Genomic DNA, 13,047 nt, shown 5'->3' with positions numbered 1-13,047 from the left:
GCCGTCGGCCGGTTCGCCCCATATGCACCGAGTGGCGCAAAACCTGGCTCGAGTGGCGCAAAGTCGGGCGCGACACGCGTCGAGTACCCCGAATCTGCGCCACTCGGCACCTCCGTGAGCGGGACCGGAGAGGGTCAGCGGGGGGAGTAGCGGCGCTCGGGGCGGCCGGTGCGGCCGTAGCGGAGGCGGACCTGGGCGCGGCCGGAGGTCACCAGGTGCTCGAGGTACCGGCGGGCGCTGACGCGGGACAGGCCGACGTGCTCGCCGCACTCGGCGGCCGACAGGTCGCCGTGCTCGCGCAGGGCGGCGACGACGAGGTCCTGGGTCTCGGTGCTCAGGCCCTTGGGCGGCTCGGCCGCCGACGCCCGCCCGGCGGGGGCGGCGCCGAAGAGGGCGTCGACGGCCCCCTGGTCGGTCGGGCCGGACGCGAGGGCCTCGCGGCGACGCGCGAGCTCGCCGAGGCGGGAGGCGAGGTCCTCGAACTCGAACGGCTTGATCAGGTAGGCCGCGGCGCCGCCGTGCAGGGCGGCGCGGACGGTGTCGGCCTCGCGGGCGGCCGTCACCACCACCACCTCCGCGGTGCTGCCGGACGCGCGGAGCCGGCGCAGCACCTCCACCCCGCTCATGTCGGGCAGGTGCACGTCGAGCAGCACGACGTCGGGCTCGAGCGACGCGACGGCCTCCAGCGCCTCGGTGCCGGTGCGAACGCTGGCCACCACCTCGTGGTCGGGCACCCGGGCCACGAACCGGGCGTGGATCGCCGCCACCATGAAGTCGTCCTCCACCACCACGACGTCAGCCACGGGCGACCTCCCGGTACGGCACGAGCGCGGTGAACACGGCGCCGTGGTCGTTCTCGGCGACCACGCTGCCGCCCCGCCGCTCGCACACCATCTGCACCAGGGTGAGGCCGATGCCGCGCCCGGCGTCGACCGCCTCCTTGGTGGAGTACCCGCGCTCGAACAGCGCGGACGGGTCGTCGGGCAGCCCGGCACCCTCGTCACGCACGACGACGCGCACCACCGCGCCATCGTCGTCGAGCCGCACCTCGACGCGCGACCCACCGGCGGCGCGCGTCGCATCCACCGCGTTGTCGACGAGGTTGCCCACCACGGTGGTGACGTCGGACGCCAGCCCGCTGTCGAGCCGGCCCAGCCGCGACCCGGGCGCGACGGCCAGCTCGAGCCCGGCCTCCAGCACCGCGCTGGTCTTGGCGACGATCAGCGCCGCGACGGTCGGGTCGGCGATCATCTGCGTGACGGCGTCGTTGATCTCCGCGCGCTGGCGGCTGAGCGTGCCGATGAACCGTCCCACCTCGTCGTACTCCTCGAGCTGCACCAGCCCGTGGATGGTGTGCAGCCGGTTGGCGAACTCGTGCGTCTGCGAGCGCAGCGCGTCGGTCACGCTGCGGGTCGCGTCGAGCTGGCTCTGAAGGGCCAGCAGCTCGGTGCGGTCGCGCAGCGTGGTGACGGTACCGACCTCGTCGCCCGTGGCGCTGCTCGCCCGCTGCCGGTTGAGGACGACGGCGCGTCCGCCCACCACCACGACGCGGTCGGGCGACGAGCTGTCGTCGGTGAGCGCGTCGCGGACGGCGACGGGCAGGTCGAGGTCGACGAGCGGACGACCCACCGCGTCGGCGGGCAGGTCGAGCAGGTCGCGGGCGCTGTCGTTGAGCACGCTGACGACGCCCTCGGGGTTCACCGCCACCACCCCCTCGCGGATGCTGTGCAGCAGGGCCTCGCGGTGCTCGGCGAGCGTCGCGATCTCCGACGGCTCCAGCCCGCGGGTGCGTCGTCGGATCAGCGCCGACAGCGCGATCGAGCCCGCCAGGCCGAGCAGCGCGCCGAGCCCGAGGAAGACGAGCAGGTCGCCGGCCGACGCGCGCACCTGCTGGTTCAGCGACGGGTAGTCCTCGGCCACCACGGCGACGCCGAGCAGCGTCCCGTCCGACACGCTCAGCACCGGGGCGTGCGCCGCCACGGCGCGCTCGCCCGCGTACTGAAGGTCGCCGCTCCAGCCGCGGCCCTCCAGGGCGTCGCTCTCGCCGCGGTCGGGGGTCGTGCCCACCAGCGTCGGGTCCGACGAGGCCACCACGCGTCCCCGCGGGTCGGTGACGTAGCTGACGGTGGCCGTCGACAGGTCGACGGCGTTCACCAGGCTCGGGGCGAGCGTGAGGGCGGCGTCCGAGGCGCCGACGCGGTCGCGCACCACGGCGCTGGTCGCCAGACGCTCCGCGCTCGCCCGCATCGCCTGGCCCCGCACCTCGCGGAAGTCGACCTGCGCGGTGCGGATCGAGTACGCGAACACCGCCAGCAGGACGAGCGCCAGCACCCCGACCTGCAGCAGCAGGAACTGCCGCGCGAGCGTCGGCCGCCACCACCGTCGCCATGTTCGCAACGACCACAACCTCCACTGCGTGCACAAGCGTGACGCCGAACACGTCACCAGGGCATCGTCGCACCTGCCGACCTTGGAGGAACGCATGCCATCAGCCTGGACACCCACCCGGGTGCTCACCCGTCTCGTCGTGATCGCGGTCGCGGCCACGACGCTCGCCGCGTGCGGGGTCACCCGCGGAGACCCGAGCCGCGACCTCGAGATGCTCATCCCCAACAGCCCCGGCGGCGGCTACGACCTCACCGGTCGCACCGCGGTGCGGATCATGGAGGAGGACGACATCACCGGCGGCAGCTTCGAGGTGCGCAACCTCATCGGCGCCGGCGGCTCGGTCGCCATGGCCCGCCTGATGAACGAGGAGGGCAACACCAGCACGATCATGACGGTCGGGCTCGGCGTCGTCGGCTCCCTGTACTCCTTCGGCGCCGACTACCGGCTCCAGGACGCCACCCCCGTGGCGCAGCTGATCGAGGAGCAGGAGGGCGTCTTCGTCCCGGCCGACTCCCCGTTCCGCACCGTGCAGGACTTCGTCGACGCCTGGAAGGCCGACCCGTCGTCGGTCAAGGTCGGCGGCGGCTCGTCGCCGGGCGGCCCGGACCACCTGTTCCCGATGCAGCTGGCGAGCACGCTCGAGATCGACCCCCGCGACGTCTCGTACACGACGTACGACGGTGGCGGACCGCTGACGTCCGGGCTGCTCGGCGAGAAGATCGACGTGGGCTTCTCCGGCCCCGGCGAGCTCGCCGGCCAGGTCGCCTCGGGCGAGCTGCGCGTGCTCGCGATGTCGGGCGCCGAGCGCTCGCCCGTCGACGAGCTCGCCGAGGTTCCCACCCTCCAGGAGTCGGGCATCGACCTCGTCTTCACCAACTGGCGCGGCGTGCTGGCCCCTCCGGGGATCAGCGACGAGCGTCGCGACCAGTACATCGACTACCTCTCCGACATGCGTGACACCCCGGAGTGGCGCGAGGCCCTCGAGCGCAACGGCTGGACCGACCGGTTCCGCACGGGCGACGAGTACGAGGCCTTCCTGACCGAGCAGGACGAACGGGTGTCCTCCACCCTCGAGGAGCTGGGACTGCTGTGAGCACCGAGACCACACCACCACGCACCGACGCGCCGGAGGACCGCGGCATCGACCGCGGCCAGCTGGCCGTCGCCGGCGGCATCGCCGTCGTGGGCGCCTACGTCCTGTTGGACGCCGCCCGCCTGAACGTGGGCTTCGCCGACCCGGTCGGACCGAAGTTCTTCCCGTACTGCATCGGCACCGTGCTCATCGTGCTCGGCGTGCTGCTGGCCGTCGCGACGCTGCGCGGTGACGAGCCCGAGGCCGAGGGCGGCGAGGACGTCGACCTCAGCCAGAAGACCGACTGGCAGACCGTGCTGCGGCTGCTCGCGGTCTTCGCGGCCAACATCGTCCTGGTCGACCTGCTCGGCTGGGCGATCACCGGCGGCCTGCTGTTCGCCGGGGCCGCCTGGGCGCTCGGCAGCCGGACGATCCTGCGCGACCTCGTCGTCGGCCTCGTCCTGTCGGTCGGCAGCTGGTACTTCTTCTACGTCGTGCTGGGCATCCCGCTCACGCCCGGCGTCCTGGACGGGGTGCTCTGATGGACACCCTCTCCCTGCTCGGCGGCGGCTTCGCCGAGGCGCTGACCCCGATGAACCTGCTGTTCGCCGCGATCGGCGTCTTCCTCGGCACGTTCGTCGGCGTCCTCCCGGGCATCGGCCCGGCCATGGCGGTGGCGCTGCTGCTCCCCGTCACCTACGGGCTCGGCCCCACGCAGGCGTTCATCATGTTCGCCGGCATCTACTACGGCGGCATGTACGGCGGCTCGACCACCTCGATCCTGCTGAACACGCCGGGGGAGTCGTCGTCGGTGATGACGGCCATCGAGGGCAACAAGATGGCCAAGGCCGGACGCGCCTCGCAGGCGCTCGCCACCGCGGCCATCGGCTCGTTCATCGCCGGCACCATCGGCACGCTGCTCGTCGCCTTCGCGGCCCCGGCGCTCGCCGGCATCGCCGTCAAGCTCGGTGCGCCGTCGTACTTCGCCGTGATGGTGATGGCCATGGTGCTCGTCACCGCGGTGCTCGGGGCGTCCAAGCTGCGCGGCTTCATCGCGCTGTTCATCGGCCTGGCCATCGGCATCGTCGGCATCGACCTCTCGACGGCGCAGCCGCGCCTGACCTTCGGCCTGCCGCTGCTGGCCGACGGCCTGGACATCGTCGTCGTCGCGGTGGGCATCTTCGCGCTCGGCGAGACGCTGTGGGTCGCCGCGCACCTGCGACGGGCCCCGGCCGAGATCATCCCCGTCGGTCAGCCGTTCATGGGCAAGGCCGACTGGAAGCGCTCGTTCGGTCCGTGGATGCGCGGCACCGCGCTGGGCTTCCCGTTCGGCGCGATCCCCGCCGGTGGCGCCGAGACGCCGACGTTCCTGTCGTACGTCCTGGAGCGCAAGCTCTCGCGCAACTCCGGTGAGTTCGGCAAGGGCGCGATCGAGGGCGTCGCGGGTCCGGAGGCGGCCAACAACGCGTCGGCCGCGGGCACGTTCGTCCCGCTGCTCGCCCTCGGCCTGCCCGTCACGGCCACCGCGACGATCATGCTGGCCGCGATGCAGGGCTACGGCATCCAGCCCGGTCCGCAGCTGCTCACCACCAACGGCGACCTGGTCTGGACGCTGCTCGCCAGCCTGCTGATCGGCAACTTCCTGCTGCTGGTGCTCAACCTCCCGCTGGCGCCGGTCTGGGCCAAGCTGCTGCAGGTTCCGCGGCCGTACCTCTACGCGGGCATCCTGTTCTTCGCCTCGCTGGGCGCCTACTCGGTGAACCAGCAGGCGTTCGACATCGGTCTGCTGCTGGTCTTCGGCCTGCTCGGGTTCGCGATGCGACGCTTCGCGATCCCCGTCCTGCCGCTGATCCTGGGCGTCATCCTCGGCCCCCTGATGGAGGTCAAGCTGCGCGAGGCCATGCAGCTGTCTGGCGGCGACGTCTCGGCGCTGTGGAGCGAGCCCCTCGCGGTCGCGGTGTACGTCATCCTGGCCCTGATCCTGCTGGCCCCGCTCCTGATGCGGGGCCGGGGCGGCGCGTCCGGCACGCAGTCGGACGCCGAACGAGAGAAGATCGACGCATGAGCATCGTGGTGGGCTACACGCCCGACGAGTACGGCAAGGCAGCACTGAGCTACGGCGTGGCCGAGGCGGGCCTGCGAGGGGAGAAGCTGGTCGTGGTCAACGGCACGCGCGGCGACTCCTACGTCGACACCGCCTTCGCGACGTCCGAGCACATGGTGGCCCTGGAGTCGCAGATGGCCGAGCTGGGGGTCGAGCACGAGGTGCGCCAGGTGGTCGGCGCCGACGTCGCCGACGGCATCCTCGACGTGTCCAAGGAGGTGAACGCGTCGCTGCTCGTCATCGGGCTCCGTCGCCGCAGCCCCGTGGGGAAGCTCTTCATGGGCAGCGTCGCCCAGCGCCTCATCCTCGACGCCACCTGCCCCGTCTTCGCCGTCAAGGCCGACGGCGCCGAGTCGGTCTGACCTGAGGCGCTGGCATCCCGCCTGGCTGCGTTGCAGTCGGCTTCGACGAACAAGACCAGTTCGCCTTCGCCGACGCGCCTGGCCATCCGGGCGCCAGGACCTCAGGTGATAGTCGACGAACGGTCCGTCGGCGCCCATCCCTAGGGTGGACGCCGACGGACCGTTCCACGTTCTCCGAGGAGTCGCAGTGCAGCAGCCGGGGTCGCCCCGCCAGGTCCACGCGCTCGAGAGCTCGGACGGGCCGCTGGCCGACGCCTACGACGTGACGATGCTCGACCTCGACGGGGTCGTCTACCGCGGCGAGGCCGCGGTCGCCGGGGCCGTCGAAGCCCTCGAGGTCGCGCGGGCCAGCACCACGCTCGCCTACGTCACCAACAACGCGTCGCGTCCGCCGCAGGCCGTGGCGCACAAGCTGCGCGGCCTGGGCGTGCCCGCCGAGGACGGCGACGTCGTCACGTCCGCGCAGGCGGCGGCGCGCATGGTCAGCGAGGTCGTGCCGGCGGGGTCCACGGTCCTGGTGGTCGGCGGCGAGGGGCTCGAGGCGGCGCTCGCCGAGCTCGGTCTGAGGTCCACCCGCAGCCTCGACGACGGGCCCGCGGCCGTCGTCCAGGGGTTCCACCCGACGATCGGGTGGGAGCTGCTGGCCGAGGGCACCTACGCGGTCGCGTCCGGCCTGCCCTGGATCGCCAGCAACACCGACATGACCGTCCCCACCGCGCGCGGGGTCGCGCCGGGCAACGGCACGCTCGTGGCGGCCATCGCCACCGCCACCGGACGCACGCCCGACGTCGCCGGCAAGCCGCGGGCGCCGCTGTTCGACGAGACGGTCCTGCGGGTCGGCGGCCGCCACCCCCTGATGGTCGGCGACCGGCTCGACACCGACATCGAGGGCGCCAACGTCGTGGGCGCCGACAGCCTGTTCGTCCTGACGGGGGTCAGCACGCTCGCCGACGCGGTCGCCGCCGACCCGGTCCGTCGCCCCACCTACGTCTCGGCCGACCTCGCCGGTCTGCTGCACGCCCACCCCGAGGTCGCCGGCGGCCAGGACGGCTCGGTCACGTGCGGGGGAGTGCGCGTCGCGCCGGACGGCTCTGTCGACGTGGGCGACGCCGCGGGTGCGCCCGGCGCCACCTGCCTGCTCCGCGCCGCGCTCACCTGGGGCTGGGCGCAGGCCGACGCGGGTTCGTCCCCAGACCTCGGCCCGGCGCACGACGCGCTCGCCGCGTTGCTGGGATGATCGCCCCATGAGCGACGAGAGCACCGGTGACCCGCGCGTCGACGCGGTGTTGGAGAGCCTGCAGCAGCTGGCCGACCTCCCCGTCGACGCGCACGCGCAGGTCTACGACCAGATCCACGGCGAGCTGCGCGCCGTCCTGACCCACGCGGGCGACGAGGGGCCCCCGGCCCCGCAGGCACCGTGACCCGACGCCTGAGGCTCGACGCCGAGCTGGTGCGCCGCGGCATGGCCCGCTCGCGCGACCACGCCGCCGAGCTGATCGCCGCCGGACGCGTGAGCGTCAACGGCACCCCCGCGAGCAAGCCCGCCACCGGGGTCTCCACCGACCAGGCCGTGCTGGTGCGCGAGGACGTCGACGACCCCGGCTGGGCGTCGCGGGGCGCCCACAAGCTGCTGGGCGCGCTCGAGGTGCTGGAGCCGCTCGGGCTCGCCCCCGTCGAGGGACGCCGGGTTTTGGACGCCGGCGCCTCCACCGGCGGCTTCACCGACGTGCTGCTGCGGCGGGGCGCCGAGCGCGTCGTCGCGGTCGACGTGGGGTACGGCCAGCTCGTCTGGTCGCTGCAGCAGGACCCCCGCGTCCAGGTGCACGACCGCACCAACGTCCGCGAGATCGACGTCGACACCATCGGGGGACCGGTCGACCTCGTCGTGTCCGACCTGTCGTTCATCTCGCTGCGCGTGGTTCTTCCGGCGCTGACGTCGGTGGTGCGCCCCGGCGGCGACCTGGTGCTCATGGTCAAGCCGCAGTTCGAGGTCGGCCGCGAGCGGTTGGGCAAGAAGGGCGTGGTCCGCGACCCGGGGCTGCGGGCCGAGGCCGTCGAGCGCGTGTGCGCGGCCGCCGGTGCCCTCGGGTGGGGCACCGCCGGGCTGGCCCCCAGCCCACTGCCCGGGCCGTCGGGCAACGTCGAGTACTTTTGCTGGCTCAGGACCGACGCGGCGACCGCCGGCCCCGACGAGGCCGCAGCCGTCGTCGCTGCCGGACCCGACACCGGAAGGACTCCCGCGTGAGCGAAGCCCGCCGATCCATCCTGATGCTGGTCCACACCGGACGCGAGGCCGCCGCGCGCATCGCGTCCGACTTCGCCCGCCAGGTGGGCGAGGCGGGCATCGAGGTCCGCATCCTGGCCGACTCCGCCGAGGGGCTCAGCCACCACGACGCCGGGTCGCTGCGCGTCGTCGAGGCCGACGACAGCGCGTCCGCCGGCTGCGAGCTCGCCGTGGTCTTCGGCGGCGACGGCAGCATCCTGCGCGGCGCCGAGCTGGCCCGTCCCAACGACACCCCCCTGCTCGGGGTCAACCTCGGGCACGTCGGGTTCCTCGCCGAGGCCGACGTCGACCACCTCAGCCACACCGTCGACCGCGTGGTCGACGGCGACTACGACGTCGAGGAGCGGCTCGCGATCGACGTCTGCGTCAACGTCGACGGCGAGACCGTCGAGCGCAGCTGGGCGCTCAACGAGGCCTCGGTCGAGAAGAGCGCGCGGGAGCGGATGCTCGAGCTCGTCGTCGAGATCGACGACCGCCCGGTCTCGCGCTGGGGCTGCGACGGCGTCGTGTGCGCGACGCCCACCGGCTCCACCGCCTACAACTTCAGCGCCGGTGGCCCCGTGGTGTGGCCCGAGGTCGAGGCCCTGCTCATGGTGCCGATCAGCGCCCACGCCCTGTTCGCGCGGCCGATGGTGGTCTCGCCGAGCTCGGTGCTCGCCGTCGAGGTGCTCCCCGGCACGTCCACCGGCGTGCTCTGGTGCGACGGCCGCCGCACCCTCGACCTCCCGCCCGGCGCGCGCGTCGAGGTGCGGCGCTCTCACCAGCCGGTGCGCCTCGCCCGGCTGCACCAGGCGCCGTTCGCCGACCGCCTCGTCCGCAAGTTCGACCTCCCCGTCGCCGGCTGGCGCGGTGCCGCCGAGCGCCGCGAGGCCTCCCTCGACGCCGCCGTCGCCGCGATCCCCGAGGAGGTCTAGGCCCATGTGGCAGGAGATCCGGCTCAGCTCGCTGGGCGTCATCGCCGACGCCGAGCTCGAGCTCGGCCCCGGTCTGACCGTCATCACCGGTGAGACGGGCGCCGGCAAGACCATGGTCGTCACCGCGCTCGGCCTGCTGCGCGGCGGACGCGCCGACGCCGGGCTGGTGCGCCACGGCGACGCACGCAGCCGCGTCGAGGCCCGGGTGGGCGTCGACGACGTGCCCGGCGTCGCCCAGCTCGTCGACGACGCCGCCGGCGAGCTCGACGAGGGCAGCGTCATCCTCGGCCGCACGGTCTCGCGCGAGGGTCGCTCGCGCGCCTACGTCGGCGGCGCCACCGTCCCGGCCGGGGTGCTGGGACGCATCAGCGACGAGCTCGTCGCCGTCCACGGCCAGTCCGACCAGCACCGTCTGCTCCGCCCGGCCGCCCAGCGCGGCGCGCTCGACGCGTTCGCCGGCGACGAGGTCGCGCCGCTGCTGGAGCAGTACCGGCCCGCGCACGCCCGCTGGACCGAGGTCACCCGCACGCTCACCGAGCTGGTCACCCAGGCCCGCGAGCGCGCCCAGGAGCTCGACCGCCTCACCTTCGGTCTCGACGAGGTCGCCACCGTCGACCCGCAGGTGGGCGAGGACGCCGACCTCCGCGCCGAGGAGGACCGCCTGGCCCACGGCGAGGGCCTCGCCCTGGCCGCCGACGGGGCGCACGGGCTGCTCTCCGGCGACGACACCACCGGCGAGGCGGCGGTCGACGTCACGTCGCTGCTCGCGTCGGCGCAGAGCCAGCTCGACGCCGTCCGCGCGCACGACCCCGAGCTCGACGCGCTCGCGTCCCGGCTCGGCGAGGCGGGGTTCCTGGTCGCCGACGTCGCCGCCGAGCTGTCGTCCTACGCCCGCTCGGTCGACGTCGACCCGGCCCGGCTGGCCGTCGTGCAGGACCGCCGCGCCGCCCTGGCCGGCCTGCAGCGCAAGTACGGGCCCGGTCTCGACGAGGTGCTGGAGTGGGCGCGCGAGTCCGCCGCCCGCGTCGGCGAGCTGCAGGGCGACGACGACCGCATCGCCGCGCTGGAGGCCGAGCGCGACGACCTCCTCGCCCGGCTCGTCGACCTCGCGCAGCAGCTCACCGCCGCACGTCGTCGCGGCGCCGACAGCCTCTCCACCCGGGTGTCCGACGAGCTCGACGCGCTGGCCATGCCGCACGCGCGCGTCGAGGTCGCCGTCGAGGCACCCGAGGTCCCCGGCGCCGACGACCTCGGGCCCGACGGCGCCGACAAGGTCGAGCTGCTGCTCGCCGCCAACGCCGGGTCGGCCGCCCGGTCGCTCGCCCGCAGCGCCAGCGGGGGAGAGCTGTCGCGGGTCATGCTCGCGCTGGAGGTGGTGGTCGCCGACCGCACCAGCGTCCCCACGTTCGTCTTCGACGAGGTCGACGCCGGCATCGGTGGCAAGGCGGCCGTCGAGGTCGGACGCCGCCTCGCGCGCCTGGCCCGGCACGCCCAGGTGATCGCCGTGACCCACCTGCCGCAGGTGGCGGCGTTCGCCGACCAGCACTACCTGGTGGTCAAGTCCGACGACGGCACCGTCACCACCAGCGGCGTCGCCGCCCTCGACGACGGCGGACGCGTGGCCGAGCTGTCGCGGATGCTCGCCGGGCTCGAGGGCTCGGCCACCGCCGAGGCCCACGCCGCCGAGCTGCTCGAGATGGCCTCGGTCGACCGGGCCGGCGCCGCCTGACACGCCCGGGCTGACGCCCGTCGCGCCTCCCGCGTCACGCCTGTCCCGCGTGGCACAGTGACGGCGATGAAGATTCCGAACCTGCGTCGTCCCGCCGCGCCGGCCGCGGGTGGCACCAGCGGGACCGTGCGCATGGACCGGCGGACCAAGAACCTCACCAAACGGCTCAAGCCCGGTGACATCGCGGTGATCGACCACGTCGACCTCGACCGCGAGAGCGCCGAGGCCCTGGTGCGCTGCGGCGTCGCCGCCGTCGTCAACGCCTCCGCGTCGACCTCCGGCCGCTACCCCAACCTCGGCCCCGAGGTGATCGCCGCCGCGGGCATCCTGCTCGTCGACCGCGTGGGGGCCGGCGTCTTCGGCACCCTGTCCGAGGGCGACAAGGTCGTCATCGACGACGAGGGCACCGTCAGCCGCACCGACGGCAGCCGCGTGAGCGGCGACGTGCTCGACGCGCACCGCGTGGCCGCGCTCAAGTCCGACGCGCGCGCCGGCATGACCACCCAGCTCGAGTCGTTCACCGTCAACGCGTCCGAGCACCTGCGCCGCGAGCAGGAGCTGCTCCTCGACGGCGTCGGCGTGCCCGAGCTCACCACCCGCATCGAGGGCCGTCCGGTCGTGCTGGTCACTGCCGGCCACGGCCACGCGCGCGACCTGCGGGCGCTGCGGCACTACATCAAGGAGCACAGGCCCGTGCTCATGGGCGTCGAGGGCGGTGCCGACGTCCTGCTCGAGGCGGGTCTGCAGCCGGACGTCGTCGTCGGCCACCTCGACGGCCTGTCCGACCGCGTGCTGCGCTGCGGCGCCGAGGTCGTCGAGCAGACCGGCCGCACCGGACGCACCACCGACGCCGAGCGACTCGAGCGCCTGGGCGTCGAGGTGCTGCGCTTCGGCGCCGGGGGAGCGGCCGAGGACCTCGCGATGATCCTCGCCGACGACCGCGGCGCCACCGTCATCGTCACCGCCGGCATCCACGCGAACCTGGTGGAGTACCTCGACGGCGGACGCTCGTCGTCGGCCAGCACGTTCCTGGCCCGGCTGCGCGTCGGCTCCAAGCTGATCGACGCCCAGGCCGTCGCCACGATCCACCGCCCGCGGGTCGGGCTGGGCCTGCTGCTGGTGCTGCTCCTCGCGGCCGCCGTCGCCCTCGTCCTCGCCCTGTCCACCACCCCCGTCGGCAGCGACTGGCTGGAGCCCGTGACCTCGGGCGTCGCCTCGCTGGTCGACCGGATCCAGGAGCTCCTCCCGTGATCGACTTCCGGTACCACATCGTCTCCCTCGTCGCGGTCTTCCTCGCGCTGGCCGTGGGCGTCACGCTCGGCGCCGGCCTGCTGGGCGGGGCCCTCGACACCGACCTCGCCTCGGCCGACGACTCCGCCTCGCGCTCGCAGACCGCCGCCGACCAGCAGGTGCGGCAGTTCCAGGACGACTTCGCCGACGGCGTCGCGCCCGCGCTGATCAAGGACCAGCTCTCCGGCGCCGGTGTCACCGTCTTCGTGCTCCCCGGTGCCGACGGCTCGGCCGTCCGCGAGGTCACCGGCGACATCACCGCCGCCGGCGGCAAGGTCACCTCGCAGGTCGCGCTGTCGTCCAAGCTGCTCGACCCGTCGGGCCGCCAGTTCGCCGAGGGCGTCGCCGACCAGTCGCTCAGCGGCGTCGACGGCGTGCCGAGCGGCGGCGAGAGCTACGGACGCGTCGGCACGGCCCTGGCGCGCGCGTTCCTCACCGACGCCGACACCCCGGCCGCGGTCGACGAGTCGGCCACCACGATCGCGTCGGCCTTCACCGAGTCCGGCCTGGCCAAGGCCGAGAAGACCCCCACCGAGCGCGGCACCCTCGCGGTGCTCGTCGCGGGCGACCCCGACGGCTCGGGCACCGGCGACGTCGCCGCGGCCCTGGCCGGCGGCATGGACGAGGCCAGCAAGGGCGTCGTCGTGGCCGGCAACCCCGCCTCGGCCCGTGGCGACGGCGCCGTCGCCGGCGTCCGTGGCGGCGACACCGCCTCCAGCGTCTCCACGGTCGACACCGCCGAGACGCCCGCCGGCGCCGCCGTGACCGTCCTCGCCCTGCGTCAGCAGTCCGACGGCGGAGCGGGCCAGTACGGCGCGGTCGACGCCGCCGACGGCGCCATGCCGGGAGCGACCGGGTCCTGAGGTCCGCGCCGGTCTGTTGGTAGGCTGGAATCCCGTGGAGG

13 protein-coding genes are annotated in these 13,047 nt (G+C 74.1%); 11 read left to right on the top strand and 2 right to left on the bottom strand.

The features are described 5' to 3' along the window. Positions 1–134: 134 nt before the first annotated feature. Positions 135–803: a response regulator gene (locus tag ACI6PP_RS03320; protein WP_421109076.1), complete on the bottom strand. Its 669-nt coding sequence runs from the start codon at positions 801–803 to the stop codon at positions 135–137. Beyond that, positions 796–2,397: a sensor histidine kinase gene (locus ACI6PP_RS03315; RefSeq protein WP_421109074.1), complete on the bottom strand. Its 1,602-nt coding sequence runs from the start codon at positions 2,395–2,397 to the stop codon at positions 796–798. Before ACI6PP_RS03315 ends, ACI6PP_RS03320 begins: the two co-directional genes overlap by 8 nt. Positions 2,398–2,482: 85 nt before the next feature. Between ACI6PP_RS03315 and ACI6PP_RS03310 the strand changes: the two genes are divergently transcribed. From ACI6PP_RS03310 to ACI6PP_RS03260, 11 genes are all read left to right on the top strand, one after another. After that, positions 2,483–3,481, top strand: coding sequence for a Bug family tripartite tricarboxylate transporter substrate binding protein (locus ACI6PP_RS03310; RefSeq protein WP_421109072.1), 999 nt, complete (start codon positions 2,483–2,485; stop codon positions 3,479–3,481). Next, positions 3,478–4,002: a tripartite tricarboxylate transporter TctB family protein gene (locus tag ACI6PP_RS03305; protein ID WP_421109070.1), complete on the top strand. Its 525-nt coding sequence runs from the start codon at positions 3,478–3,480 to the stop codon at positions 4,000–4,002. The genes ACI6PP_RS03310 and ACI6PP_RS03305 overlap by 4 nt, the downstream gene beginning before the upstream one ends. Then, positions 4,002–5,525 (top strand): tripartite tricarboxylate transporter permease, encoded by a 1,524-nt coding sequence (locus tag ACI6PP_RS03300; RefSeq protein WP_421109068.1) that lies wholly within the window; start codon positions 4,002–4,004, stop codon positions 5,523–5,525. Before ACI6PP_RS03305 ends, ACI6PP_RS03300 begins: the two co-directional genes overlap by 1 nt. Continuing rightward, entirely contained in the window at positions 5,522–5,926 is a 405-nt protein-coding gene (locus ACI6PP_RS03295) for a universal stress protein (protein ID WP_421109066.1), read from the top strand. The genes ACI6PP_RS03300 and ACI6PP_RS03295 overlap by 4 nt, the downstream gene beginning before the upstream one ends. 187 nt (positions 5,927–6,113) lie before the next feature. After that, positions 6,114–7,163, top strand: coding sequence for an HAD-IIA family hydrolase (locus ACI6PP_RS03290; protein ID WP_421109064.1), 1,050 nt, complete (start codon positions 6,114–6,116; stop codon positions 7,161–7,163). A 7-nt stretch (positions 7,164–7,170) separates the two neighbouring features. Further along, positions 7,171–7,347, top strand: a complete 177-nt coding sequence (locus tag ACI6PP_RS03285; protein ID WP_421109063.1) for a hypothetical protein — start codon at positions 7,171–7,173, stop codon at positions 7,345–7,347. Further along, positions 7,344–8,171 carry a TlyA family RNA methyltransferase gene (locus tag ACI6PP_RS03280; RefSeq protein ID WP_421109062.1) on the top strand — a complete coding sequence of 276 codons (828 nt, stop codon included), beginning with the start codon at positions 7,344–7,346 and terminating at the stop codon, positions 8,169–8,171. Before ACI6PP_RS03285 ends, ACI6PP_RS03280 begins: the two co-directional genes overlap by 4 nt. Beyond that, complete coding sequence (locus tag ACI6PP_RS03275; protein WP_421109060.1) at positions 8,168–9,124, top strand: NAD kinase; 957 nt, start codon at positions 8,168–8,170, stop codon at positions 9,122–9,124. Before ACI6PP_RS03280 ends, ACI6PP_RS03275 begins: the two co-directional genes overlap by 4 nt. Positions 9,125–9,128: 4 nt before the next feature. Next, entirely contained in the window at positions 9,129–10,853 is a 1,725-nt protein-coding gene (gene recN / locus ACI6PP_RS03270) for a DNA repair protein RecN (protein WP_421109058.1), read from the top strand. Between the two features lie 66 nt (positions 10,854–10,919). Then, positions 10,920–12,104, top strand: a complete 1,185-nt coding sequence (gene steA, locus ACI6PP_RS03265; protein ID WP_421109056.1) for a putative cytokinetic ring protein SteA — start codon at positions 10,920–10,922, stop codon at positions 12,102–12,104. Further along, positions 12,101–13,006 (top strand): copper transporter, encoded by a 906-nt coding sequence (locus ACI6PP_RS03260; RefSeq protein WP_421109055.1) that lies wholly within the window; start codon positions 12,101–12,103, stop codon positions 13,004–13,006. Before steA ends, ACI6PP_RS03260 begins: the two co-directional genes overlap by 4 nt. Positions 13,007–13,047: the final 41 nt, after the last annotated feature.

It is taken from the genome of Solicola agrisoli (assembly GCF_049059935.1).
GTDB lineage: Bacteria > Actinomycetota > Actinomycetes > Propionibacteriales > Nocardioidaceae > JAURVT01.
The sequence above is the reverse complement of the archived record's forward strand: the minus strand, read 5'-3'. Positions and strand labels throughout refer to the sequence as shown.

What these genes read in the sequence shown, in the direction of transcription:
- recN (WP_421109058.1), top strand. Translation starts at nt 9,129, where the DNA reads ATGTGGCAGGAGATCCGGCTCAGCTCGCTGGGCGTCATCGCCGACGCC.
- ACI6PP_RS03295 (WP_421109066.1), top strand. Translation starts at nt 5,522, where the DNA reads ATGAGCATCGTGGTGGGCTACACGCCCGACGAGTACGGCAAGGCAGCA.
- ACI6PP_RS03300 (WP_421109068.1), top strand. Translation starts at nt 4,002, where the DNA reads ATGGACACCCTCTCCCTGCTCGGCGGCGGCTTCGCCGAGGCGCTGACC.
- ACI6PP_RS03310 (WP_421109072.1), top strand. Translation starts at nt 2,483, where the DNA reads ATGCCATCAGCCTGGACACCCACCCGGGTGCTCACCCGTCTCGTCGTG.
- ACI6PP_RS03285 (WP_421109063.1), top strand. Translation starts at nt 7,171, where the DNA reads ATGAGCGACGAGAGCACCGGTGACCCGCGCGTCGACGCGGTGTTGGAG.
- steA (WP_421109056.1), top strand. Translation starts at nt 10,920, where the DNA reads ATGAAGATTCCGAACCTGCGTCGTCCCGCCGCGCCGGCCGCGGGTGGC.